The organism is Paenarthrobacter nitroguajacolicus, from assembly GCF_031455195.1.
GTDB lineage: Bacteria > Actinomycetota > Actinomycetes > Actinomycetales > Micrococcaceae > Arthrobacter > Arthrobacter nitroguajacolicus_D.
Genome location: NZ_JAVDSH010000002.1, coordinates 774,316 through 799,127 on the forward strand (window position 1 = coordinate 774,316; position 24,812 = coordinate 799,127).

21 protein-coding genes are annotated in these 24,812 nt (G+C 64.1%); 13 read left to right on the plus strand and 8 right to left on the minus strand.

Features of this window, described 5'->3' with window-relative positions; genetic code table 11:
- The first annotated feature begins 10 nt into the window (after nucleotides 1–10).
- Nucleotides 11–445, plus strand: a complete 435-nt coding sequence (locus tag J2Y68_RS07260; RefSeq protein WP_309991539.1) for a (deoxy)nucleoside triphosphate pyrophosphohydrolase — start codon at nucleotides 11–13, stop codon at nucleotides 443–445.
- A gap of 44 nt (nucleotides 446–489) precedes the next feature.
- Here J2Y68_RS07260 and J2Y68_RS07265 read toward each other — a convergent pair whose 3' ends face one another.
- Nucleotides 490–1,584, minus strand: coding sequence for an Rv2578c family radical SAM protein (locus tag J2Y68_RS07265; protein WP_309991541.1), 1,095 nt, complete (start codon nucleotides 1,582–1,584; stop codon nucleotides 490–492).
- Nucleotides 1,585–1,673: 89 nt separating this feature from the next.
- On the opposite strand from J2Y68_RS07265, the gene pcp reads away from it, so the two are divergent.
- Entirely contained in the window at nucleotides 1,674–2,315 is a 642-nt protein-coding gene (gene pcp / locus J2Y68_RS07270; protein ID WP_309991544.1) for a pyroglutamyl-peptidase I, read from the plus strand.
- On the opposite strand, the gene J2Y68_RS07275 is transcribed toward pcp, so the two are convergent.
- Entirely contained in the window at nucleotides 2,312–2,941 is a 630-nt protein-coding gene (locus tag J2Y68_RS07275) for an SIMPL domain-containing protein (protein ID WP_309991546.1), read from the minus strand. The two genes, pcp and J2Y68_RS07275, sit on opposite strands and share 4 nt — an antisense overlap.
- A 2-nt stretch (nucleotides 2,942–2,943) precedes the next feature.
- The gene (locus tag J2Y68_RS07280; protein ID WP_309991549.1) at nucleotides 2,944–3,390 is read right to left on the minus strand and encodes a hypothetical protein; all 447 of its coding nucleotides are present in this window, start codon (nucleotides 3,388–3,390) and stop codon (nucleotides 2,944–2,946) included.
- A gap of 177 nt (nucleotides 3,391–3,567) precedes the next feature.
- Between J2Y68_RS07280 and pheS the strand changes: the two genes are divergently transcribed.
- From pheS to J2Y68_RS07295, 3 genes are all read left to right on the plus strand, one after another.
- Complete coding sequence (pheS, locus tag J2Y68_RS07285; RefSeq protein ID WP_309991550.1) at nucleotides 3,568–4,629, plus strand: phenylalanine--tRNA ligase subunit alpha; 1,062 nt, start codon at nucleotides 3,568–3,570, stop codon at nucleotides 4,627–4,629.
- 2 nt (nucleotides 4,630–4,631) lie between these two features.
- Complete coding sequence (gene pheT / locus J2Y68_RS07290) at nucleotides 4,632–7,175, plus strand: phenylalanine--tRNA ligase subunit beta (protein WP_309991552.1); 2,544 nt, start codon at nucleotides 4,632–4,634, stop codon at nucleotides 7,173–7,175.
- Between the two features lie 190 nt (nucleotides 7,176–7,365).
- Nucleotides 7,366–8,232, plus strand: coding sequence for a trypsin-like serine peptidase (locus J2Y68_RS07295; protein WP_309991555.1), 867 nt, complete (start codon nucleotides 7,366–7,368; stop codon nucleotides 8,230–8,232).
- A gap of 111 nt (nucleotides 8,233–8,343) precedes the next feature.
- On the opposite strand, the gene J2Y68_RS07300 is transcribed toward J2Y68_RS07295, so the two are convergent.
- Nucleotides 8,344–9,330 carry a nitrilase-related carbon-nitrogen hydrolase gene (locus J2Y68_RS07300; protein WP_309991558.1) on the minus strand — a complete coding sequence of 329 codons (987 nt, stop codon included), beginning with the start codon at nucleotides 9,328–9,330 and terminating at the stop codon, nucleotides 8,344–8,346.
- 165 nt (nucleotides 9,331–9,495) lie between these two features.
- Between J2Y68_RS07300 and J2Y68_RS07305 the strand changes: the two genes are divergently transcribed.
- Both J2Y68_RS07305 and J2Y68_RS07310 read left to right on the plus strand, forming a co-directional pair.
- On the plus strand, nucleotides 9,496–10,377 hold the full coding sequence (locus tag J2Y68_RS07305; protein WP_309991561.1) for a LysR family transcriptional regulator: 882 nt from the start codon (nucleotides 9,496–9,498) through the stop codon (nucleotides 10,375–10,377).
- Nucleotides 10,374–11,024: a 4'-phosphopantetheinyl transferase family protein gene (locus J2Y68_RS07310; protein ID WP_309991563.1), complete on the plus strand. Its 651-nt coding sequence runs from the start codon at nucleotides 10,374–10,376 to the stop codon at nucleotides 11,022–11,024. The genes J2Y68_RS07305 and J2Y68_RS07310 overlap by 4 nt, the downstream gene beginning before the upstream one ends.
- Here J2Y68_RS07310 and J2Y68_RS07315 read toward each other — a convergent pair.
- From J2Y68_RS07315 to J2Y68_RS07330, 4 genes are all read right to left on the minus strand, one after another.
- Nucleotides 11,021–12,364 carry a M1 family metallopeptidase gene (locus tag J2Y68_RS07315; protein WP_309991566.1) on the minus strand — a complete coding sequence of 448 codons (1,344 nt, stop codon included), beginning with the start codon at nucleotides 12,362–12,364 and terminating at the stop codon, nucleotides 11,021–11,023. The two genes, J2Y68_RS07310 and J2Y68_RS07315, sit on opposite strands and share 4 nt — an antisense overlap.
- 12 nt (nucleotides 12,365–12,376) lie before the next feature.
- Nucleotides 12,377–16,333 (minus strand): Pls/PosA family non-ribosomal peptide synthetase, encoded by a 3,957-nt coding sequence (locus tag J2Y68_RS07320; RefSeq protein ID WP_309991569.1) that lies wholly within the window; start codon nucleotides 16,331–16,333, stop codon nucleotides 12,377–12,379.
- Nucleotides 16,334–16,451: 118 nt separating this feature from the next.
- A complete protein-coding gene (locus J2Y68_RS07325; protein WP_309991572.1) occupies nucleotides 16,452–17,417 on the minus strand; it encodes a quinone oxidoreductase family protein in 966 nt (321 codons plus the stop codon).
- Between the two features lie 85 nt (nucleotides 17,418–17,502).
- Nucleotides 17,503–18,591 (minus strand): fatty acid desaturase family protein, encoded by a 1,089-nt coding sequence (locus tag J2Y68_RS07330; protein WP_309991575.1) that lies wholly within the window; start codon nucleotides 18,589–18,591, stop codon nucleotides 17,503–17,505.
- A 168-nt stretch (nucleotides 18,592–18,759) separates the two neighbouring features.
- Here J2Y68_RS07330 and argC point away from each other — a divergent pair, with 168 nt between their 5' ends.
- The 6 genes from argC to J2Y68_RS07360 are packed head-to-tail and all read left to right on the plus strand — an operon-like array spanning nucleotide 18,760 to nucleotide 24,798.
- On the plus strand, nucleotides 18,760–19,791 hold the full coding sequence (gene argC / locus J2Y68_RS07335) for an N-acetyl-gamma-glutamyl-phosphate reductase (RefSeq protein WP_309991578.1): 1,032 nt from the start codon (nucleotides 18,760–18,762) through the stop codon (nucleotides 19,789–19,791).
- Nucleotides 19,788–20,954 carry a bifunctional glutamate N-acetyltransferase/amino-acid acetyltransferase ArgJ gene (gene argJ, locus J2Y68_RS07340; RefSeq protein ID WP_309991580.1) on the plus strand — a complete coding sequence of 389 codons (1,167 nt, stop codon included), beginning with the start codon at nucleotides 19,788–19,790 and terminating at the stop codon, nucleotides 20,952–20,954. Before argC ends, argJ begins: the two co-directional genes overlap by 4 nt.
- A gap of 10 nt (nucleotides 20,955–20,964) precedes the next feature.
- The gene (gene argB, locus J2Y68_RS07345; RefSeq protein WP_309991583.1) at nucleotides 20,965–21,924 is read left to right on the plus strand and encodes an acetylglutamate kinase; all 960 of its coding nucleotides are present in this window, start codon (nucleotides 20,965–20,967) and stop codon (nucleotides 21,922–21,924) included.
- On the plus strand, nucleotides 21,921–23,261 hold the full coding sequence (locus J2Y68_RS07350; RefSeq protein ID WP_309991585.1) for an acetylornithine transaminase: 1,341 nt from the start codon (nucleotides 21,921–21,923) through the stop codon (nucleotides 23,259–23,261). Before argB ends, J2Y68_RS07350 begins: the two co-directional genes overlap by 4 nt.
- Nucleotides 23,258–24,262 carry an ornithine carbamoyltransferase gene (argF, locus tag J2Y68_RS07355; protein ID WP_309991588.1) on the plus strand — a complete coding sequence of 335 codons (1,005 nt, stop codon included), beginning with the start codon at nucleotides 23,258–23,260 and terminating at the stop codon, nucleotides 24,260–24,262. Before J2Y68_RS07350 ends, argF begins: the two co-directional genes overlap by 4 nt.
- Nucleotides 24,262–24,798: an arginine repressor gene (locus J2Y68_RS07360; RefSeq protein ID WP_090822559.1), complete on the plus strand. Its 537-nt coding sequence runs from the start codon at nucleotides 24,262–24,264 to the stop codon at nucleotides 24,796–24,798. The genes argF and J2Y68_RS07360 overlap by 1 nt, the downstream gene beginning before the upstream one ends.
- Nucleotides 24,799–24,812: the final 14 nt, after the last annotated feature.

Below are 24,812 nucleotides of genomic sequence, written 5' to 3' on the forward strand. Positions count from 1 at the left end.
GACTGTTCCGGTGACTGGACTCATAAACGTCGTAGGCGCCGCCGTCGTCGACTCCCTGGAAACCCCCACCCGTCTTCTCGCCGCACGCCGCACCGCTCCTCCCCAGTTCGCAGGGATGTGGGAGTTCCCCGGCGGCAAAGTGGAAGTGGGAGAGACGGCAGAGGCCGCACTGCACCGGGAGCTCGCCGAAGAGCTCGGGGTTGAGGTTCGTTTGGGCCATGAGCTTGAATCCGGAAACAGCGCCGGGTGGACCCTCAACGAGCGTGCGGCCATGCGGGTTTGGTTCGCGGAGCTGACCGCGGGGGAGCCCCGCCCGCTGGAAGATCACGACGAGCTGCGGTGGATGCCCTTGGATGGCTTTGACGACGTTCTGGGACTTCCATGGATTCCGGCGGACCTGCCCATTGTCCAGGCACTGCTTGATCGGGTCTCCGCCGCAGCTTAAGCGATCTGCGCCGCGGCCCCTTCAGTGGGCAACCAGCGGCCTTCTCAGAAAAGCGGTTCTTGTCCTGGCAACGGTGAGGCAGCGTTGGCCTCGGAAGGAACTGCCGAAGGGTCGGTGGTGCGGGCATTGCGGTGGCTGAATCCCGAGCTTCCACTGAAGCCGTGCTTGGCCTTGAAGAAACTGATCCTGCCTGCCAGCCAGCTGCGGTATTCCTTCGAAGCATAAGATCCCTGGCCGTACAGGCGGCGGTACTTACCCACCAATTCGGGATGCTGCGCGGCCAGCCAGCTCATGTACCATTCCCGCGTCCCTGGTTTGAGGTAAAGGGCCCCGGCGGTGACTCCCGTGGCACCCGCCCGGGCCAGTTCGGTGAACAGGGCATCGAGGGCTGCATCGGAGTCCGTAAGCCAAGGCAGGATGGGCATCGCCATGACCCCGCAGCCCAGGCCGGCATCGCGGAGGCGGGCAATGAGTTTCAGCCGCGCACGCGGGGAGGGGGTCCCGGGTTCAATGAGCTCTGCAAGGTCTTCGTTTGTCATGGCAAGGGAGATGCCGAGGTCCACGGGGACCTGCGTTGCTGCATGCTTGAGCAGCGGGATGTCCCGGGCAAGCAGCGTGCCTTTGGTCAGGATGGAGAACGGTGTTCCGGAATCCGCCAATGCCCTGATGATCCCCGGCATGAGCGCATAACGGCCTTCGGCCCTTTGATAGGGGTCCGTGTTGGTGCCAAGGGCAACCTGGTGTCGTTGCCAGGAAGGCTTGGCCAGCTCCTTGCGCAGGACGTCGGCGGCGTTGATCTTGACCACCACCTGCGAATCGAAGTCCCGTCCGGCGTCGAATTCCAAGTAGGTGTGGCTCTTGCGGGCAAAGCAGTAGACGCAGGCGTGGCTGCAGCCGCGGTAGGGATTCACCGTCCATTCAAAGGGCATGGCCGAACCGGAAGGCACATTGTTGAGCACTGACTTTGCGGTGACCTCATGGAAGGTGACTCCGGAGAATTCGGGTGTCGAGACGGAACGCACAAGCCCGGCAAGCGGCAGCAACGCCTCCATGGCCGGGGCAGGGCCGGGAAGCGTGTTGCCGGTGTTTTCGGACGCCAACCCACGTGCCGGTGAAAGTGCTTGTGCGTCCCATCTCATGATCTCTATTCGAAGGTATGTTCGAATAAATGTCAAGGCTTCGATGGGAGGACCGACCATGTGGACAAGGACGTTGCTAGGGTTGGCCCATGATTCTCCTGACTGGTTTCGAACCCTTTGGCGAAGAGAAGGTCAATCCGTCGTGGCGGGCCGTGCAGCGTGCCACGGAGATACTGCGGAACGACGGCTACCCGGTGGAAGCCGTCGAGCTCCCTTGCGTCTTTGGCGAGTCGGCAGCATCTCTCAACGCGGCCTTGGATCGCGCCGTTCCTGAGGTGGTGGTGTGTGTCGGTCTTGCCGGCGGGCGTGAGCGCGTCTCGCTGGAACGTGTGGCAATCAATTGCGATGACGCCAGGATCCCGGACAACGCCGGCCAGCGCCCCATTGACCAGGAAGTAGTCCAGGGCGGTCCCGCGGCCTACTTCTCCAGCCTGCCAATCAAGGCAGCACTCAGGAACCTCCAGATCGCAGGCATCAAAGGCGAAGTTTCACAATCGGCCGGCACCTACGTCTGCAACCACGTCTTCTACGCGCTCATGCATGCGCTGGCGTCCAGGCCGGGCGTCCGCGGCGGGTTCATCCACGTCCCGTACCTTCCGGAGCAACTGCCGGCCGCCACTGCCACCCCGTCAATGACCCTGGAAACGATGGCCGAAGGTGTTGCCGTGGTTGTTCGCACGGCACTGAAAACGGCCGCGGACATACGGCTGCCGGCAGGAGCCATCCACTAAAGAAGTTCCCACTCCACCGTGACAGAGGCAGAAACGGACGATTCCCCGGCCTCCACCGGAAGTGCTTCCGTGGCAAAGGACGCCCGGACCAGTCCGCCCACGGGAATGGGAGCGCCGGGAACTGGTTGTTGGGAAATGGATCGAACGGCTCCAAGCCGAACGCCTGCCAGCGTGGCGTAGTGCTCCGCCCGGTCCAAGGCGTCCTGCCAGGCCGCCTCCTGAGCCCGTGCAGTGATGGGAGCCGTGTCCACGAAGCCCTGCTCGATGCCGTTTATTCTGATGTCGTCCCCACCGGCCGCAACCGCGGCAGCGATGGCAGCCGGGGCATCTGCCTGGGAGCGGATGCCCACATGGAGGGTGGTGGAAGCGACGTAGGCGGTCACCTTCTGGCCCTGCCCCTCCACCCAGGCGATGTCGGCACGGAGATTCAGGCCACTCGTTCGCAAGTCAACGCCTGCGACGCCGGCTTCCCGTAGAGCCGAAGCGACAGCGGCGGCCGCTTTGCCGGCGTCGTCGTATGCTTTTCCCGCAGTCTCGCGGCGGGTCTCCACGCCGAGAGTCAGCGTGACCAGGTCGGGGGCAGCCTTGGCGCTGCCGGTGCCGGTGACGGTGATGGTTCGCTTCATGTCTAAGCCTCAATCCGTTGGTCGGCTGGTCCGCCTTGCCGACGCTTGTGGTTGTCAACGTAGCCACCGGCGACGAGGCCGGCCTGGCGTTCAAAGAAATTCCTCGACGCCGGGTCCCCGCTGCGAAGCAGGGACCACCCGGCGGCGATGCCGTAGACGGCGAAGAAGGGCAGGCCAAGGCAATACGCGTACTGGGTGCTGTGCCGCTCCTCGTGTCCCAGGAGGGTGGCGTCGCTGCCCGCCATACCTTGGGGCGCCCGGAAAAGAATGACATTTCCCAGGGTGAACGCTCCCGCGTGGGGCAGTTTCCAGGGATACCCGGCGGCTATGACAAGGCCGCGCGGCCCTTGCGACCGGATGGAGCGGGACGCTACTGCCACCGCAAGTCCCAATGGCGTGGACAGGTTGATGACGTTTGCGATCTGCCTCAGGCGCTGCGCGGGAGTCATGAAGCCATGCTAGACCCATCGGACATGCGGAGGTTGCTCGGAACGCAGGCGTTAAATCAGGTCCGTGACGTTCAACTAGACTGAAGGGTAGTGCCTGCCGTCCGCGGCGAGCACTGCCCTTTTCGTTTTCCAGGCCAGCATTGCCGGCCGCTCCCTACTCGTAGCTAAGAACAGTAGATGACTGACACTTTGCCAGGCGCTGCCAGCCCGAATCCGCTGGATGAAGCCGCCATCACCGCTGCCGTCGAGGACGCGCTCGCTGCCATCGCAGCCGCTTCCTCCCTCGAAGAACTCAAGGCTGTCCGCCTCGCCCACACCGGTGAGAAGTCGCCCCTGAGCCTCGCCAACCGCGAAATCGGCGGCCTGGCCAAGGAACACAAGGCTGCGGCAGGCAAGCTCATGGGTTCCTCCCGCGGAAGGGTCAACCAGGCGCTCGCAGCCCGGACCGAGGTACTGGAAGCAGAGAACGACGCCCGCATCCTCGTCGAAGAAACCGTGGATGTCACCGCCGCGCCGCGTCGTCGCCGTGCCGGTGCCCGCCACCCCCTGTCCACCCTGCAGGACCGCGTTTCGGACATCTTCGTGGGCATGGGCTGGGAAATTGCCGAAGGCCCCGAGGTGGAGTCGGAGTGGTTCAACTTCGATGCCCTGAACTTCAAGCCGGACCACCCGGCCCGCGAAATGCAGGACACGTTCTTCGTGGAACCCCCCGAGGCGCACCTGCTCATGCGTACCCACACCTCGCCGGTGCAGGTCCGCTCCATGCTGGAACGCGAAGTGCCCATCTACGTGCTGTGCCCAGGCAAGGTATTCCGCACCGATGAACTCGATGCCACGCACACTCCCGTCTTCCACCAGTTCGAGGGCCTGGCGATTGACAAGAACCTCAGCATGGCGGACCTTCGCGGCACTTTGGAGCACTTCGCCCGGCAGATGTTCGGCGACGAAGCCTCCATCCGCCTGCGCCCCAACTACTTCCCGTTCACGGAGCCCTCAGCGGAACTCGACATCTGGCACCCGGGCGCCAAGGGCGGTCCGCGCTGGATCGAATGGGGCGGCTGCGGCATGGTCAACCCCAATGTCCTCCGGGCAGCCGGCATCGATCCGGACGTCTATTCAGGTTTTGCCTTCGGCATGGGCATTGAGCGGACCCTCATGTTCCGTAATGAGGTCGGCGACATGCGCGACATGATCGAAGGCGATGTACGTTTCAGCGAGCACTTCGGGATGGAGATCTAACAGTGCGTATCCCACTTTCCTGGCTGCGTGAATTCGCGCAGGTTCCGGCCGATGCAACGGCCGAAGACGTCATGGCAGATCTGGTCAAGGTCGGCTTTGAAGAAGAAGAAGTCCACCGTCCCACGGACGAACTCAGCGGCCCGATCGTCGTAGGCCAGGTCCTGAGCCTGGTCAAGGAGCCGCAATCCAACGGCAAGACCATCAACTGGTGCCAGGTCCGCGTGGTTCCGGAGGGACAGGAGCAGACCCTCACCGGCGATGGCATCGACCCCTCCGGCGTGCAGGGCATCATCTGCGGCGCCCACAACTTTGTTGAGGGCGACAAAGTGGTTGTTACCCTGCCAGGTGCTGTCCTGCCCGGGAACTTCCGGATCTCAGCGCGCAAAACCTATGGTCACCTCTCTGCCGGCATGATTGCGTCGGTGCGCGAGCTGGGCATCGGCGACGACCATGACGGCATCCTGGTGCTTTCCCGCATTGGCCTGGACCCGGAAATCGGTACGGACGCCATGGAGCTGCTGGGCCTGTATGACCAGGCCGCGGAAATCAATGTCACCCCGGACCGCGGTTATGCGTTCTCCATCCGTGGTGTTGCCCGCGAGTACGCGCACGCCACGGGAACCTCGTTCGTGGACCCGGCTTCAAAGGTCACCGCGCCGGCCACCCTCCAAGGCGGGTACGGCGTCAAGCTCAACGATGACGCCCCCATTTACGGTAAGCCGGGATGCGACCGCTTTGTGGCCCGCACGGTCCGGGGCGTGGATGCTTCGCGCCCCACCCCGCCGTGGATGTCCTCGCGCCTTCGCCTGGCCGGCATCCGCTCCATCTCGCTGCCTGTCGATATCTCCAACTACGTCATGCTGGAGCTCGGCCAGCCGAACCATTGCTACGACCTCGACAAGCTCTCGGGCGACATCGTGGTCCGCCGTGCCGTCACGGGGGAGAAGATCACCACCCTCGACGACAAAGAGCGCACGCTCGACGTCGAGGACCTGCTGATCACCGATGACTCAGGGGCCATTGGCATTGCCGGCGTCATGGGTGGCGCCCACACGGAGGTGTCGGACTCCACCACTAACATCCTGGTGGAAGCGGCGCACTTCGACGAAGTTTCCATTGCCCGGTCGCGTCGCCGCCACAAGTTGCCCTCCGAGGCCTCCAAACGGTTTGAACGAGGCGTTGACTGGCATGTGGCCAACGTCGCCGCGCAACGCGTAGTGGACCTCCTGGTGGAGCTTGCCGGTGGAACCGCCGATGAGGCCGGGACCGACGTCGGTACCGCGCCGCATGCGGTGACCATCGAGTTGCCCGCAGAATTCGCCGCTGCCCGAATCGGCATCGACTTCACCGACCAGCAGATCACTTCTTCACTTGAAGACCTGGGCGCCGTAGTGGAGAAGACCGCCACCGGTTACCGGGTGACTGCTCCGAGCTGGCGCAATGACCTCGAAACCAAGGAAGACCTCTCCGAGGAAATCGCTCGTTTGGTGGGCTACGACAACATCCCGTCCACCCTCCCGGTGGCGCCTCCGGGCCGTGGCTTGAGCCGCAGCCAGCAGCAGAAGCGTCGTGTTGTCCAGGCGCTGGCGGACGCAGGGCTCACCGAGGTGCTGTCCTACCCGTTCGTTTCCAAGGCCGCCAACGACACCTTCGGTGTTGCGGAGGAAGGCGCGGAGCGTCCGGCACTGAAGCTGGCAAACCCGATCAGCGAGGAGAACGGCTACCTCCGTACCTCCATCCTGCCCGGCCTCATTGAGGTAGCCCGCCGCAACCACTCGCGCGGCTTCCGTGACCTTGCACTGTACGAAGCAGGTTCGGTCTTCCTCCCGGGTGAAAAGCTCGGCACGGAGTCCATCCCGCCGCTGGGTGTCAAGCCTTCCGATGAGGTTCTGGATGCGCTGTACGACGGCGTCCCGCCCCAGCCGCTGCACGTTGGCGCTGTCCTTACGGGTCATGACTCGCCGGCTGCCGCAACGCACCAGCCCCGCGCCTGGGACTGGGCTGACGCTTTGGATATTGCCCGCCTCATTTCCGACGTTCTTGGCGTTGAACTGGTCGTCAGCCAGGGTAGCCACCAGGCGTTCCACCCGGGGCGTGCCGCGGAACTCTCCCTGCGCAACGGCGATGTGGTGGGTTACGCCGGCGAGCTCCACCCGAAGCTTCTGGCAGCACACGACATGCCCGCCCGGTCTGTGGCGCTGGAAGTCAATGTTGAGGCATTGTTCGAAGCCGCTGCCGACGTGATTGTCGCTAAGCACATTTCCGGGTTCCCTGTTGCGACGCAGGACGTTGCGCTGGTGGTTCCGCAGGATGTGCCGGCCGACCAGGTTCTGGCTGCCCTTCGCGAAGGTGCCGGCGAACTTCTCGAAGACGTCGCGCTGTTCGATGTCTACGCGGGGCCCGGTATCGACGAAGGCAAGAAATCGCTGGCCTTCGGCCTGCGTTTCCGCGCCGATGACCGCACGCTGACGGCTGATGAGGCTTCCGAAGCCCGCGCAGCAGCCGTCGCAGTCGCCGCAGAGCGTTTCGGAGCAGTCCAACGCTGATCTCCCTGACGCTCGTTGAAAATCCCCGGAACCTCCCTTGGTTCCGGGGATTTTCGTTTTTATTGAGATTGCACTCCCAGCATCTTGACAGAGTATTCACGCATGTATGACAGTTTTGTCATGCACATGTGAAACGTGTGTATCACATCCCTCGTACGGTTCGGTGAGAGCCGTCCCTTGAAAGGTACCCATGAAAAAGCAGAACGTTGCTTTGCTTGTCGGGGCTGCAGTTATGGCTTTGACGTCCTCGCTTGGTGGAGCTGCGACAGCGTCAGAGTCGATGCCGCAAGCAGCCTCCGCCGAGGTCCAGCCTGTATCCCACACTGTGGACACGTCGCAGACGAGCGGTTCCGCCGCATCGCCACTCGCCGACAAATACACGATTGCTGCACCGTCCAAGACTGGCGGTGCCTCCACGGACTCAGTCATCGGCGCCGACGGCCGGGTTCGAATCACCAACACGACAGCAGCCCCCAACCGCTCGATCGTTCAGATCGAGTTCAATGGCGGCTACATCTGTTCCGGTGCCCTGATCTCCGATGACACCGTCCTGACAGCAGGACACTGCGTCCACGAGGGCGGCACGGGTTCCACTGCTGATTACTCCTGGGGGGTCAAAGTGGCACCTGGCCGGAATGGATCTACGGCTCCGTACGGAACCTGTGGCGCTACCCAACTCCTCACGGACCAGCGTTGGATCGACTCGGCCAACACCAACGCCGATTGGGGTGTCATCAAGCTCGACTGCACCATCGGCAACACCACCGGGTGGCTTAACTACGCTGGCACCACCGCCAGCCTGAACGGAACCAGCGCAACCGTCCGCGGCTACCCGGGGGACAAGGCATTTGGAACCATGTGGTCCATGACAGGCGCCATTGAGAGCACCTCAACCGAAAAGGTCTACTACAAGATGGACACTTTCGGAGGCCAGAGCGGAGCGCCTGTGTACAACAGCTCCAACACCATTGTTGCCATCCACACCAACGGCGGCAGTTCAAACTCGGGTACCCGCATCACCCCGACCCTGGCCAACTACCTCACCTCGGTGAAGTAGCCCGGGTGGGTTAATCTGCATCTGTGTTCCCCGCAGCGTGGTCCTGGCTGCGGGGAACACTGCTGTCCGGACTAACGAAGCCGTGGAAGCGAAGGCTCGGCGGGCGGGCCGCTACGGGGACTCGACGGGGTGTTGTGAGAAACGCGCGGCTCGGGCGTCGAGCTCATGTCCTTGGCGTTGGGTCAGGGTGGCGTAGAGCTCTGGTCGGCGGCCCCGTATCCATCGGCGGCCGGTTGAAAGAGGCACAAGGCCGAGGTCCAGATCGGCGGTAACGATCGCTTCGCCTGCGATCCAGGTTTCGGCGATGATCGCGCCATAAGGGTCGATGATCATTGCGTTACCCGTGCGGATCTCGTCATCGTCTGGGCCCACGCCGTTGCTGAAGACGATGAAGAGGCCGTTGTCGTGGGCGCGGGAGGGCAACCAGCGCATCAGCCATTCGCGTCCGTGGGGTCCGCGGAATGCCGCCTCAAGTGCTGCGGGATCTGCTGCCCGGTTTTCCCACAGCCCGACGGGGATCGGTTTCATTCCCCGTGGGCTCCGTGAGTTGGTGCCGCCGGTTTGGTGGGGGGCCAGGAGAACTGTTGCACCCAGGAGGGCTGTCGCCCGGACGTTTTCGACGAGGTTGTTGTCCCAGCAGATCAGGATTCCGATCTTGATGCCCCAAGGGGTGTCGAAGACAGTGAATTGTGAGCCGCTTTCGATGGACTCGTGTTCGAAGGCATGGATTTTCCGGTGCGTGTGGAGGGCGCCGTCGGGAAGGCATACCGTATAGGAGTTGAATAGTCGGCCGTCGCCGTCCACCTCGAGGTAGCCGACGCCGATGCCGATGCCCAGCTCAAGGGCGAGGTCCCGGACGGCGTGGATGCTCGGGCCGCCCTCAGCCTCGGCAAGCCCCGCCAAGCGTTTCGGCGTGTGCCTTCGAAGGTGCCAGTAGCCGATCAGGCACATTTCGGGGAAGGCGATCAATTGTGTTCCCGCGGTTGCAGCAGCGGTCGCCAGCCGGCGGATGGTCTCGAGGTTAAGGTCCGGGCGGTCCGGTACCGCTTCGAACTGCACAGCTGAGGCGCGAAGTGTGGGCTGTGAATCATGGGGCATTGGTTCTCCTTGGTAGTGACCTCTCCCATGCTTGTTCCGGAAAATCATTCTGTCCAATGAATATTTGTGTCAGATTGATTCCTTGTAGGAATGAAATTCCTCGGTGGCGGGGAGCCTCAGCAACGTGTGTGTGATCGGGCATGGTCCTCTCGATAGTGTTAGGAAATGGAACTACGCCTTTTGCGGTCGTTTATCGCGGTTGCCATGAACCAGAACTTCGGAGCTGCTGCCAAGGCGCTGTCAACAACCCAGTCCGCCCTGACCAAGCAGATCCAGGTATTGGAACGGCAGACCGCAAGCACGCTGTTCACGCGTGGGCGCCACGGGGCAGCACTGACACCCGCGGGAGAGGCGTTGCTCGTAGACGCGGTCGACCTTGTGCGCAGGGCAGATGCCTTGGCCCAGCGTATGGAGCGGGTGGCAGCAGGCGTGGAAGGCGTGCTCAACGTGGGGTTTGGGATGTCGGCGATCGATGTAGCCCCGCGGGCTGTCGCTGCCTTCCGCGCGAGTCACCCCGGGATCGACATCAAGCTCGAAGATATGTCCTCCGCCGGGCAGTTTGCCGCACTCCGCGACGGCACGCTAAGCGTGGGATTCGTTCGCATGCCTGTTCCGCAGGACATTGCCGCGCAGGTCATTCGGCGCGATCAGCTGGCACTCGCCATCCCTGCCGGTGAGACGGTTCCCGAGCCTGGCCGGAATGGCCTGCGGGCATGGCTCCAAAACCAGGCTTTGGTCCGCCTCGTCCCGGCCCGCGGACCGGGCCTGGCCGCGCAAACAAACGAGCTGTTCCTGGACCTGAAATGCAGCCCGACGACGGTCTACGAAACGTCGGACCTGCTGACTGTAGTGGCACTCGTAGCCGCGGGAGCGGGCTCGGCCGTGGTCCCCGCCAGCGCCTCAGCTATCCTCCCCGACGGCGTGCAACTTATCGCGATCGACCTGGAGTCCGCGGTCTGGGACATAGGAGTTGCCTGGCTTCGCGAGAGCGCCAACCCGTTGCTTCCCTTGTTCCTTGGAGCAATCGAGAGCCGAGCGAGGGCATGACGAACAGTCTTGTGCTTGAGTTGCATCAGCTCGAGGTCCAGCTGGTCCCGGACGAGCAATTACGGCTCATGGGGCAACCTGCCAAGCGCCGTGCAGCCAGGTTCGCCAGTGCCCAAGACCGGGACGCATTTGTGGCAGGCCGGCTCGCCCTCCAACAGTTCGCTGCTGCGCTCCTCGACGTGAAACCCCACCAGCTGCTGCCCGACTATCGTTGCCCTCTGTGCGGCCCCGGACAGGACCACGGCCGCCCCGGGTTCACGCTCGACGGCGGCCCCGCACCTATCGCGCTCAGCGCGTCCCGGGCGTCGGGCTGGGTGCTGCTGGCCGGCGTCGTGCATCCACAAGGAGGCCTACGGCTGGGAGTGGACCTTGAAGCAACAGACCGGGCAGCGTTCGCGGGTTTCGACGACGTCGTCCTGACCAGGAATGAGAAGCGCTACCTGGCGTCAACCCCCGAGACGCTGCGCGACGAGCAGCGGACCCGCCTCTGGGCGCGCAAGGAGGCGTGGCTGAAGATGACCGGTGAGGGCCTGCGACGCGATCCCAGCGACCTGGATGTGCTGGGGCGCCACGGTGTGCAGGACCTGGACACTGTAGGCGGACGGGCACTGCCGGAAGGCCTCGTAGCCGCCTTGGCCGTCGGCTAACGCGGTGAAGGCAGGGCGGGCAGCGCCGCCTCGTAGAGCCACGGCCGGAGAATTGACGCGGCATCAAAGCCCGGAATGAACGCGTTGGCAGCCTCAATGAACGCCTCGGTGGACACCGATCCGTGCCGGTTTGAGGCCGTCCAATGTTGCAGGAAGCCGAAGAACGCCTCATCCCCGGACGCCATCCGCACAGCATGCAGGGCAAGGGCCCCACGTTTGTAGACGCGGTCGTCGAACATCAGCTCAGGCCCGGGATCGCCGACCAGTAGGTCCTGGGGTCCGGCGTCGAGCCTTTTCCACGCGGCCGTTGCCCGGGCGGCGACAGTCATGGTCCTGGATTCCTCGGACCACAACCACTCCGCGTAGCAGGCGAATCCTTCATGCAGCCAGATGTCTTTCCAGCTGCTGACGGTCAAGGAGTTTCCAAACCACTGGTGGGAGAGTTCGTGGGCGATCAGGCGCTGGGAATCCCAGGCGTCACGCATGTGGTTCCGGCCAAAGATGGAGACGGTCTGAGCTTCCAGCGGGATTTCAAGTTCGTCTTCAGTGACCACCGAGGTGTAGTCGGCGAACGGGTAAGGGCCGAAGCAATCCTCGAAGGTCCGCATCATGTCCGGCTGGCGTCGCAGGCCCTGCAGGGCGTCGGCTGCCATCTCTGGAGTAACGGCGACGAACTGGGGGACCCTGTGGTGGGAATCGTCGGCCTGCAACGGAACCTTGATGTAACGGCCGATCTGTACGGTAGCCAGGTACGTCGCCATGGGCTCAGCCTGTTCGTAGACCCACGTTTCCCTGCTCGACTTACGGGAGTGCGATACGAGCCGCCCGTTGCACACAGGCCGGTAATTGTCATCGGTGGTCACCGAGATGAGGAAGCTCGATTTGTAACGGGGATGGTCGTTGCAGGGGAACCAGGACGCTGCTCCATTGGGCTGGCCGGCGACCAGGACGCCGTCGTTCAATTCTTCCCAGCCAACATCTCCCCACAGTCCACGGCGGGGCTGGGGGTTGCCATCGTAGCGGATCTCCAAGGAAAACTGCTGCCCAGGCTTAAGCGGGGAGGCCGGGTTGAGCACCAGGTGTTCAGCCCTATGGCTGAACTTCTGGAGCTTCTTGCCGTCCAGTTGAACTTTGCTTGCCCTCAAACCCACCAGGTCCAAGACGATCTGAGCTGTCGGTTCCAAAGCCGTGCAGCGCAGGACCGCCTTGCCGATCAGCTTGTTGCTGCCCAGCCTGACGTCGAGGTCCAACTCATACCGGTCCACACGGTAGCTGGTGCTGCCGTGGTCCAGGGTGTAGGGGTCGGCTTCGGTCATGGGGGTAGTGATTGGTGCGGTCATGATCTGCCCAATCTACTTGAGACGGGGCGCTTGTGCAGACGGACCCACCCACGGGCTGACAGGGTTGCCCATCCAGTACGTCCCCGCCGGGACGGTTTCGCCACGCATGACCAACGACGCCGGACCAACAGTACCGCCGTCGCCGATGCTGGCGGCGGGGAGGATCACGCCGTGCGGACCCATGGTGGCTCCGTTCCCGAGCGTTACCGTGTCCAGACTCATGACCCGGTCGTGGAACAGGTGCGTCTGGACAACGCAGCCGCGGTTGACCGTGGAATTCTCTCCGAGCGTCACCAGATCGGCTTCGGGCAGCCAGTAGCTTTCGCACCACGTTCCGCGGCCGATCTTCGCGCCAAGCCCGCGGAGCCACCACACCAAGGCAGGAGTCCCGGCGGCCGATCGGGCGAACCACGGAGCGCTGACCATTTCGATGAACGTATCAACTACTTCATTTCGCCAAATAAACGAACTCCACAGGGGGTGCTCGCCAGCGCGAATGGTTCCCACCAGGACCCACTTGGCCACGATGGAGCTGAGTGCTGCCACCGCACCTGCCGCCAGCATGACCACGCCGCCCAGCACTGCCGCGATCCAATAGCCCCACCCACGGGCTACCCAATCCAGGACCAGCATGACCCCGACGGCGATGGCAACAGTCAGGACGACAGGTACCAGGCGGCACAGCTCCCACAGTGCACGCGCGATTTTGAGCTTGAGGGGTGGCTGGAAAGTCCGCGTCTGGTCGGCGTCGACGGCGGTGCGGCGCAACCTGACCGGTGGGCTGCCAAGCCACGACGTGCCCGACTTCGCCTTGGCAGGGGTGGCCGACAGGACGGCCACGAGGGAGTTCTTTGGTACATTCCGCCCGGCGGCCGTCATCCCGGAGTTGCCGAGGAATGACCGCTTTCCGATCTTGGCCGGCGCGATTTTCATCCAACCACCGCCCAGTTCGTAGGACGCCACCATGGTGTCGTCAGCCAGGAACGCGCCATCGCCGATGGTAGTCATCCTGGGCACCAGCAGAACTGTGGACGCTTCCACGTTCTTGCCCACCTTGGCGCCGAGCAAGCGCAGCCAAACAGGAGTGAACAGGCTGGCATAGACGGGGAAGAGGAGCTCACGTGCCATGTCCAGCAGGCGTTCTGTGGCCCACACCTGCCAGCCGATCCGGCTGCGGACACGGTAATACCCCTCTTTGAGTCCGAGGCCAAGGAGCCGGGCAACAACGAGGATGAGGACCAGGTTCCCAAAGAACCACGCCAACGCCGCCAGTGGGAGTGCCAGGGCTATCTGGGGGAGTGCGGTCTCCAACGAATCGTGGCCTTGGATGGAAGCCAGAACCACCAGTGCAGCAGCGAAGGCGGAGATGTACGGGATCAGGGCCAGAAGCGCCGAAGCGCTGGCAAAGGCGGTAAACCATAGCCGGTCCACAGCGGAAGGACGGCCCGACGACTCAGGCCAATCGTGCTTTGCCTTGCCGCGTCGTTCGGCCGGGGATCCGGCGACCAGGTGGCCGGCCTTCACTTTGCCCAGCACTGCGGATCCGGCGTCGACGTGTGCGCCTGCGCCAATGGTGGTGCCGGGCATGAGGGTGCTTCGTGCACCGACGACGGCACCGGCTCCTACGTGTATCTGGCCGATGTGCACCGAGTCGCCATCCACCCACCATCCGGAAAGATCGACTTCCGGCTCGATGTTGGCGCCACTGCCCAATGACAACAAACCCGTAACAGGCGGCAACGAGTGCAGGTGCACGTCCCGGCCGATCTTGGCGCCGAGGGCGCGCGCGTAATAAGGGACGAACGGGGCGCTGGCGAGGCCGATGGCGCCGGAGAGGTCTTGAATTTGTTCGGCGAGCCACAGCCGAAGATGGGTTTTGCCGGACCTGGGGTAGGTGCCAGGCTGGATCTTGCCGAGCAGCACGCGGGCCGCTATCACCGAAATGGTCATACGGCCCAGCGGGCTGACGAAGACCAGCCAGGACGCCGCGATCCACCACCAGGAAACCACAGGAGCTGCAGCGAATCCGGCAAAGTCTGCCAGTAATCTGTTGCCGGCCATCAGGTAGGTGAGCCAACGCATTCCCACCAGAATATGGAGCGGCACTCCCATGAGGACCTGGAAGATCTGCGACTTCAAGGCTGTGGGATGAACGGTGCGCTCGGCAGCGGGACCTGCCGTACCGCCGTCGGGCAGTGATTGGCGGGCGGCGTCGATCAGGGCACCGACGCGCGGCGTCGCATAAATGTCAGCCACGGTGATGGTGGGGTACCGGACCCGGAGGGCAGATACGAGCTGGGCCGCGGCCAAGGACCCGCCGCCGTAGGCGAAGAAATCCGCGTCAAGGGTACTGACGGGACTGCCCAATACCGACTCCCACTGGTCCACCACCCAACGGGCGTCGTCCGGCAGGTTAAGGGGCGCGTTGCTGGCCTCAGCGGCACCGGCTCCCGCCAGCGGCCAAGGCAGGGCATGGCGGTCCACCTTTCCGCTGGTCTTGGTGGGCAACGAATCCACTACCGTCAGCAGGGGGATCAACGCTGCCGGGAGGCTCTCGCCCAGGAGGCGACGGGCTTCGTCCATGTTCAACTGGTAGCCGTCAACGGGTGCAAGATAGCCCACCAGGATCTGGTTGCCGGCAGCCGTGGTCTGAACTGCGGCGGCAGCTCCCGCCACGCCGGGGAGTGCCTGCAGTGCCGCGTCCACCTCGCCCAATTCGATGCGGCGTCCACCCAGCTTGACCTGTTCGTCGGCCCGGCCCATGAAGATCAGGCCCTCCGCTTCGAAACGGACCAGGTCGCCGGAGCGGTAGGCCCGCTCCCAGGCCAGGGTTGTCATAGGTGCATACTTCTCGGCGTCCTTGGCGGGATCAAGGTAGCGGGCCAGCCCGACGCCGCCGATGATCAGTTCACCGATCCCGCCTTCCGCGACCGGGACACCATCAGAATCGACGACGGCGAGGTCCCAGCCGTCCAAAGGCAGCCCGATCCGGACCGGGCCGGGTCCGCCCAACGGTGCGGCGCAGGCGACGACGGTGGCCTCGGTGGGTCCGTAAGTGTTCCAGACTTCGCGGCCCTCGACGGCGAGCCGTTCGGCCAGCTCCGGCGGGCATGCCTCGCCGCCGAAGATGAGGAGGCGGACGTTTTCGAGGGACTCTGCCGGCCACAACGCAGCAAGGGTGGGCACCGTGGAAACCACGGTGATGCCGTGGTTGATCAGCCAGGGACCCAGGTCCATGCCGGTCCGCACCAACGCCCGCGGAGCCGGGACGAGGCAGGCACCGTGGCGCCAGGCGAGCCACATCTCTTCGCAGGAAGCATCGAAGGCTACCGACAGGCCCGCCAGCACGCGGTCCTGGGGGCCGATGGGTTCGGCTTGCAGGAAAATCCTCGCCTCTGCGTCAACGAACGCGGCGGAGGAACGGTGTTTCACCGCAACACCCTTGGGGGTGCCAGTGGATCCGGAGGTGAAGATGATCCAGGAATCATCATCCAGCCCGGGTGTGCAGGGGCTGGGGACAGGTTCGCGTGGGGCCCCGGCAGCTTGAATATCAAGCCCCGTCCCAATCACCGCAGCAACTTTGGCTTCCCCGAACACAAGGCGTGCCCGCTCCTCGGGGTCGTCGGCATCGACCGGAACGTATGCCGCGCCGGCCATGAGGATTCCCAGGATGGCGATGTACAGCTCATTGGTTCCGGAGGGGATGCGGACGCCGATTTTCTCACCACGTCCCAGGCCCGCAGCGTTCAATTGTGCGGCGAAGGTCCGTACCGCCGTGAGGAGTTCGGTATAACTGAGGGATTTTTGCCCGTCATCCAAGGCCGAAGCCTCGGGGAAAGATGCTGTGGTCTCCTCCAGGATGTCCACGAGCGTGCGCTCGGCTGGTGCCGCGGCGCCGCCCGGCAACTGGGGGCGGTAGGTGGTCAGGGCAGGCGCCGGCCCGGCCCCCACGGGATGTTCTGTGCTCACAGGCCTAGCTTTGCGCAGAAAGGTGAACAAAAGGTGTCTGACGTTTCCTGTTCGTCACATTTTCTTGCACCACTGTTTGCCTGTAGGTCGCCAGTTGTTCGGGAGCCGGGCTGTGGAGTTACGGCAGAAGCAGGACTTTGCCGGTGGTCCGGCGGCCTTCCAGGTCACGGTGGGCCTGTGCTGCTTCGGCCAGGGGGTAGGTTGCCCCGACTCTGACGGCGAGGGTTCCGTTGGCGGCGGCGTCGAAAATTTCGGCTGAGCGCCACCGGCGTTCGTGCGTGTTCTGCACAAAGTGCGCCATGGTGGGCCTGGTCAGTGTCAAGGAACCACCGGCGTTCAGGCGCTGGGGATCGAACGGTGGCACAGGGCCGGAGGCGGCACCGAAGAGCACCATGGCACCCCGGATGCGGAGGCTTCGGAGGGATTCGTCGAAGGTGTCCTTGCCGACGCCGTCGTACACCACGTTGACGCCTTCGCCGTCGGTCAGTTCCCGGACCTTGTCGGCGAAACCCTCGTAGCGAAGGACTTCGTCAGCTCCGGCCAACGCGGACAGCTTGGCCTTCTCGTCGGAGGAAACGGTGGTGATGACACGTGCCCCGCGGGCCTTCAGGAGCTGAGTCAGCAGGAGGCCGACGCCCCCGGCTCCCGCGTGCAGCAGGACGGTGTGTCCTGGCTCGACGCGGAAGGATGAATTCATCAGGTAGTGCGCTGTGATGCCCTGCAGTGGAAGGGCAGCCGCAGTGTGGTCGTCGACGCCGTCCGGAACCGGAAGCGCTTTCGCTGCATCCACGAGAGTGTAGTCGGCGTAGGTGCGTGACCCTTCAGCCGTGGCAATACGGTCGCCAACGGCAATGTCCTCAACGCCCTCACCCACCGCCTCCACCGTGCCGGCGGCTTCTGCGCCGGGGGTGAAGGGGTAGTCAACCTTGTAGGTTCCGTTGCGCTGATAGGTTTCGATGAAGTTCACCCCGGCAGCTGCGACCTTGATCAGCAACTGGCCGGGACCGGGGGCTGGTGCTTCCACGGAGGCGTATTCGAGGACTTCAGGTCCTCCGGGCTGCTTTGCGACAATGGCGTGCGTCATGGTGGCTCCTCACTCCGGGGCGGTCCTTCCGGTGCCCGGTTTCAGAATCCATCCTAGGGAGGTTGGGGCCTCCCATGTCGAACGGCTAGCGGCGTCCGTGCGTCGAAGCCACGGGACAGTCGAAGCCGCGGCCTGCTGCGAGGCCCACCTCGTTGAGGTAGCTGACCACGATCCCGTACGACTGCATGAGCGTGGTTTCGGTGTAGGGGATCGAGTGCTTGGCGCAGAATTCACGGACGATCTTCGTGGCCTTGTACAAGTGGGGGCGGGCCATGTCCGGGAACAAGTGGTGCTCTACCTGACGGTTGAGTCCGCCCAGGAGGAAGTCCATGAAGATGCCGCCGGAGATGTTGCGCGAGGTCAGGATCTGGCGGTTGAGGAAGTCCACGCGGCTGTCCTTGGGGAGAACGGGCATGCCCTTGTGGTTGGGGGCGAAGGATGCGCCCATGTAGAAGCCGTAAACCATGATCTGGACGCCGAGGAAAGCGAACGCCATTCCGATGGGCAGGAAGGTGAAAGCCAGCACCGGCAATGCCGTCAGGCGTGCCACGAGGATGGGGGTTTCCACCCAGCGGTGCCGGACCTTCTGCTTGCCGAAGACAAAGCGGATCGAATCGAATTGAAGGCTCAGGCCGAGCAGGGTCAACAGGGGGAAGAAGAACCATCCCTGCTTCTTTGTCAGGAACGCCAGGCGGCCCTTGCGTTCCGCAGCTGCGTCTTCGTAGAAAACCAAGGCGTTGTTCCGGATGTCGGGGTCCTTGGAAATGACGTTGGGGTGGTTGTGGTGGGCCCCGTGTTTCTGCTCCCACCAGGAGTAGCTGATGCCGGCGATGCCCGTGGCCAGGAGACGCGCCGACCAATCGTTGGCGCGGCGGGAGGCAAAGATCTGCTTGTGTCCGGCTTCGTGGGCCAGGAAGCTCAACTGCGTGCAGAGAATGCCGACGGCTGCGGCAATGAGGAGCTGGTACCAGGATTCGCCAATGAGGGCGAATCCGAGCCAGGTGCCGGCCATGAGCAGTATCAGGGCGACGAAAACCCAGATATAGAAGCCGCTGCGGCGCTCAAGGAGTCCTGCGGACTTGACGCTCTTGAGGAGCTCTGAGTAGCTCTGAACGACGGGATTTGGCTGAATTGCGCGTGCTTTGGGGCGCTCAGCGGTGGACGTGGGTGCCATTTATATGCCCCGTATCACTAACGGGCAACGCTGCAGCCGACGTTCGGACTGCACGGTCTGGATCACCCTCCACTAAGCATACGCGCAATGTCCTAACAAATGTGACAGCTCACATTAGGCATGCATAAATATCGGACGGCATGAATATTCTTGCTGTATAGTGGAGTCATGACTATTTCTGTTGCCGTCTCCGGTGCCAGCGGCTACGCCGGGGGAGAAGTGCTGCGCTTGCTCGCGGGCCATCCGAACGTCACCATCGGTGCGATCACGGCGCACAGCAACGCCGGTTCCAGACTAGGGGAGTTGCAGCCGCATCTCCATGGTTTGGCCAGCCGGATTCTTGAAGACACCACGGTGGAAAACCTGTCCGGCCACGATGTGGTGTTCCTGGCCCTGCCCCACGGCGCTTCCGCCGAGATCGCTGCCCAGTTGCCCGAAGGCACTGTAGTGATCGACGCCGGCGCGGACCACCGCCTCCAGGACGCCGCAGCCTGGGAAAAGTTCTACGGCTCAGCCCATGCAGGCACTTGGCCTTACGGCCTGCCCGAACTGCCGGGCCAGCGCGAGGCGCTCAAGGGTGCCACCCGCATCGCTGTCCCCGGCTGCTACCCGACGTCGGCCCTGCTCGCGTTGACACCCGGGTTCGCCAAGAATCTCCTCCTGACGGACGACGTCGTGATTGTTGCCGCCTCAGGTACCTCAGGCGCCGGCAAGGCAGCCAAGGTCAACCTGATTGGCAGTGAAGTCATGGGTTCCATGAGCCCCTACGGCGTGGGTGGCGGTCATCGCCACACGCCGGAAATCGAACAGGGCCTGTCCAATGCTGCGGGGGAGCCGGTGACCGTGTCCTTCACGCCCACGTTGGTGCCGATGAGTCGCGGCATTCTCACGACCGCCACGGCCAAAGTTGCCCACGGCGTGACCGAAGCTGAACTTCGGCAGGCGTGGGCAGACGCGTACGACGACGAGCCATTCGTGCACTTGCTGCCGGAAGGCCAGTGGCCCACCACCAAATCGGTGCAGGCATCCAACCATGCCGTCATGCAGTTGGCGTTCGACCAGCACACAGGCCGCGTGATCGTGACCTGCGCCATCGACAACCTCACCAAGGGGACCGCCGGCGGCGCCGTGCAGTCCATGAACATTGCCCTCGGCCTGGACGAAACCGCCGGCCTGAACCTGCAGGGAGTTGCACCGTGACCATTACCGCCCCCAAGGGATTCCGCGCCGCAGGCGTCAAAGCCGGCATCAAGGCATCAGGCAACCCGGACCTCGCCCTGGTCGTGAACGACGGACCGTCCAAGGCCGCCGCTGCAGTATTCACGTCCAACCGCGTGGCGGCCGCTCCCGTGCATTGGTCGCGCCAAGTGGTCAGCGACGGCCGCGTGGACGCCGTGGTCCTCAACTCCGGCGGCGCCAACGCCTGCACCGGTCCACAGGGTTTCCAGAACACCCACGCCACTGCCGAGAAGGTGGCAGAGGTGCTGGGGGTCTCAGCTTCCGACGTCGTGGTTTGCTCTACTGGCCTGATCGGCGAGCAACTGCCCATGGACAAGATCCTCCCCGGCGTCGAGGCTGCTGCTTCCGGGCTTTCAGAAAACGGCGGTTCCGCAGCCGCCACGGCCATCATGACTACCGACAGCGTCTCCAAGGAAGCAGTCTTCACGGGAACCGATGCTGAAGGTAAGCAGTTCACCGTAGGTGGTATTGCCAAAGGTGCCGGCATGCTGGCACCAGGCCTGGCAACCATGCTGGTGGTCCTGACAACGGACGCCGAAGTGCCTGCCGACGAGCTCGACGTCGTCCTCCGCGACGCCACGCGCGTCACCTTTGACCGCGCCGACTCGGACGGCTGTATGTCCACCAACGACACTGTTGTGCTGCTGGCATCAGGTGCCTCTGAAGCCCTGCCTTCAACTGCCCAGTTGAGCGACGCAGTGACCAGGGTCTGCGCTGAACTGGCCCGCAAGCTCATCGGGGACGCGGAGGGCGCCAGCCACGACATCGCCATTCGGACGTTCAACGCCGCCAGCGAACGGGACGCCGAGATCGTTAGCCGGTCCGTTGCCCGGTCCAACCTTTTCAAGGCCGCCATCTTTGGCAAGGACCCCAACTGGGGCCGTGTCCTCTCCGCTGTGGGAACCACGGACGCCGTGTTCGAAGCCGATCAACTCAACGTCGCCATGAACGGGGTCCAGATCTGCCGCAACGGCAGCATCGGCGAGGACCGTAATCTGGTGGACCTTGAGCCGCGCGAAGTGCTGGTCGAAATCGACCTGCAGGCCGGCGACGCCGAGGCGACCATCTGGACGAATGACCTCACGCACGATTACGTGCATGAGAACAGCGCCTACTCAAGCTGAGCGGAAGACGATGACTGCCAACACGCGGGAAACTACCTCCATGGGCCACGTCTCAGCCGAGACAGCCCAGGATAAAGCCGGAACCTTGATTGAGGCTCTGCCGTGGATCCAGCGCTTTGCCGGCACCACGATGGTGATCAAGTACGGCGGCAACGCCATGGTCAACGATGACCTTCGCCGTGCCTTCGCGGAGGACATCGTGTTCCTCCACCACGTGGGCATCCATCCCGTGGTGGTTCACGGCGGCGGCCCGCAGATCAACTCCATGCTCAGCCGCCTCGGCATCGAATCCGAGTTCAAGGGAGGCCTCAGGGTCACCACGCCCGAGGCCATGGACGTGGTCCGCATGGTCCTCACCGGCCAGGTGGGCCGTGAACTTGTTGGCCTCATCAACTCCCACGGACCGTACGCCGTGGGCATGTCCGGCGAGGACGGCGGCCTGTTGCGCGCCGTGCGCACCGGCACTGTTGTTGACGGCGAGGAAGTGGACCTCGGCCTGGTGGGCGAGGTTGTCGGCGTTGATCCCGCAGGTATTAAGGACATTCTCGACGCCGGTCGCATCCCCGTGATTTCCACCGTCGCCCCGGAAATCCTGGACGCGGGGGATGGAACCGGCTCCACCACCGGGCAGGTGCTCAACGTCAACGCGGACACTGCCGCTGCAGCTGTTGCTTCTGCCCTGGGCGCCACCAAGCTCGTCATTCTGACCGACGTCGAGGGCCTCTACGCCAACTGGCCGGACAAGTCCTCGCTGATCTCCTCGCTGACCGCCACCGAGCTCCGTGAAATGCTGCCTCGCCTGGAGTCCGGAATGATCCCTAAAATGGCCGCCTGCCTCAAAGCAATCGACGAAGGCGTGCAGCGCGCCCACATCGTGGACGGGCGCCTCGCGCACTCGATGCTGCTGGAAACCTTCACGACAGCGGGCATTGGCACCCAGGTAGTACCCGACGAGGAAGTGAACGCATGAGCACCGAACTGAGCCATACCGCCGAAAGCCGCAGCAGCGATGGGGGGCCGGGTGTGGTCGGGCACCGCGAAGCGGGCGGGGCCCCCATCGCGGCGGAGGCTGCCGCAACCACGCTCGTTTCACAGAGCTCAGGCGCTGACTGGCTTGCCCGCTACAACTCCTCGCTCATGGGTGTCTTTGGCACTCCGCAGCGTGTCCTGGTCCGGGGGGCGGGTTGCCTGGTATGGGACGCCGATGGCAAGGAATACCTGGACCTGCTGGGCGGCATCGCCGTCAACGCGCTGGGCCACGCCCACCCGTTCGTCACGTCGGTCATATCCAGCCAGCTCGCCACGCTCGGCCACGTTTCGAACTTCTTCACGAGCCCCACGCAGATCGCACTCGCTGAAAAGCTCCTAGCGATCAGCAAGGCACCGGCTGGTTCCAAGGTGTTCTTCGCAAACTCGGGCACGGAGGCCAATGAAGCCGCATTCAAGCTCGCCCGCCGGAACAACTCCGACGGCAAGCGCACCAAGGTCATCGCCCTCGAAGGTGCCTTCCACGGCCGCACCATGGGCGCGTTGGCGCTCACCGCAAAGGAAGCGTATCGGGCCCCGTTCGAACCACTGCCCGGTGGCGTGGTCCACATACCGTTCGACGACATCGACGCCCTGCGTGCCGCCGTCGACGATTCCACGGCAGCTGTTTTCCTGGAACCCATCCAGGGCGAAGCGGGCGTACGTCCGCTCAGCGCCGCATACCTGCAGGCGGCCCGCGAGGCCACCACGGCGGCAGGGGCGTTGCTCATCCTGGATGAGGTCCAGACCGGCATCGGCCGCACCGGCAAGTGGCTGGCCAGCGAGGACGCCGGAATTGTGCCCGACGCCGTCACGCTCGCCAAAGGCCTCGGTGGCGGCTTCCCGGTGGGAGCGTTGATTACTTTCGGGAGCACGACGTCGGCCCTGCTCACCGCGGGACAGCACGGCACCACTTTCGGTGGGAACCCGGTGGCCACGGCGGCCGCGCTTGCCACGCTGCACGCCATCGAAAGCCAGGGCGTCCTGCAGAACGTGCTGGCCGTCGGGGCACACCTGCGCGAGGGCCTTGCCGCTGTGGAGGCCGTCACCGAAGTCCGTGGCGAAGGTCTGCTGATCGGCTTCGACGTCAATGCCGACGTTGCCCCGGCCATGGTGACCGCGGCCCTGGAAGCTGGTTTCATCATCAACAGCCCCGGGCCGCGGACCATCCGGCTCGCCCCGCCGCTGATCCTGACCATCGAGCAGGCGGACCGTTTCCTGGCCGCCCTACCCACGCTGATCGCTACGGCTACAGCCAATACAGCTAAGGACGCACAGTGAGTACTCCCACCACCCGTCACTTCCTTAAGGACACGGACCTGAGCCCGGCCGAGCAAGCCGAGGTCCTGGACCTCGCTGTCCGGATGAAAGCCGCCCCGTACAGCGTGCAGCCGTTCGCCGCCGACGGAAACGGCCGCAAGACCGTCGCCGTGATCTTCGACAAGACCTCCACCCGGACGCGTGTCTCCTTTGCCACCGGCATTGCGGACATGGGTGGCAACGCCCTGATCATCAACCCGGGCGAAGCGCAGATTGGCCACAAGGAATCCGTGGAAGACACCGCGAAGGTCCTGGAGCGCATGGTCTCCACCATCGTGTGGCGCACCGGCGCCCATTCCGGTCTCGTGGCCATGGCGGAAAACTCCAAGGTCCCCGTGATCAACGCCCTCTGCGACGATTACCACCCGTGCCAGCTCCTTGCCGATCTTCTGGCAGTGAAGGAGCACAAGGGCGAACTGGCCGGACTGACCATGGCCTACTTGGGGGACGCGGCCAACAACATGGCCAACTCCTACCTTCTGGCTGGCGTGACCGCCGGCATGCATGTTCGCATCTCAGGCCCTGAAGGCTACCTGCCGGCGCCGGAAATCGTTGCTGCCGCTGAGGAGCGCGCCGCAGAGACCGGCGGTTCCGTTCTGATCACCAGCGAGGCCGCCGAAGCCCTCAAAGGTGCAGACGTCGTGGCAACGGACACGTGGGTTTCCATGGGCCAGGAGTCCGAAAAGGAAGCCCGGTTGCAGCTGTTCCGCGACTACTCCGTGGATGAAGCCGCCATGGCGCAGGCCGCCCCGGATGCCGTGGTCCTGCACTGCCTGCCGGCGTACCGGGGCTACGAGATTTCCGCCGGTGTCATTGACGGCCCGCAGTCGATTGTTTGGGACGAGGCCGAGAACCGCCTCCACGCCCAGAAAGCGCTGATGGCGTGGCTGATGCACCAGTCCGGGCTCGCGTTCGTGGAGGGGCTTTCCCCCATCGAGGGCACCGGGGAGAGCACGTTCTAGTGTCCACCAATCCGTCCGTGCCAGGTGCAAGCCCGGCCACCAAGACTGCCCGCCAGGCGCGTATCACCGCGATCCTGACGGGTGAGTCCGTGCGTTCCCAGGCAGAGCTTGCAGCTCTGTTGGCGGACGACGGCGTCCAGGTCACCCAGGCCACCCTGTCCCGCGACCTCGTGGAACTGGGCGCGGTGCGGGTACGTGGCAAGGAAGGCGCGCTGGTTTACGCTGTGCCGGGCGAAGGCGGCGACCGCAACGCCAAGAGCGGGGTCACCCAGGAAATCCTGGACGCACGGCTCTCCAGGCTCTGCGGCGAACTGCTGGTGACGGCGGAAGCATCGGGAAACATCGTCGTGTTGCGGACGCCTCCGGGCGCGGCGAACTTCCTGGCACTGGCCGTCGACCACTCCGTGATGCCCTCCGTATTGGGTACGATCGCAGGCGACGACACTTTGTTGCTGGTGGCGCGGGACCCCGACGGCGGGGCAGAACTGGCAGCCAGGTTCCTGCGGATGGCCGAAGAAGCCGGCCCGGGCAACTAACTGCTTTACACAGT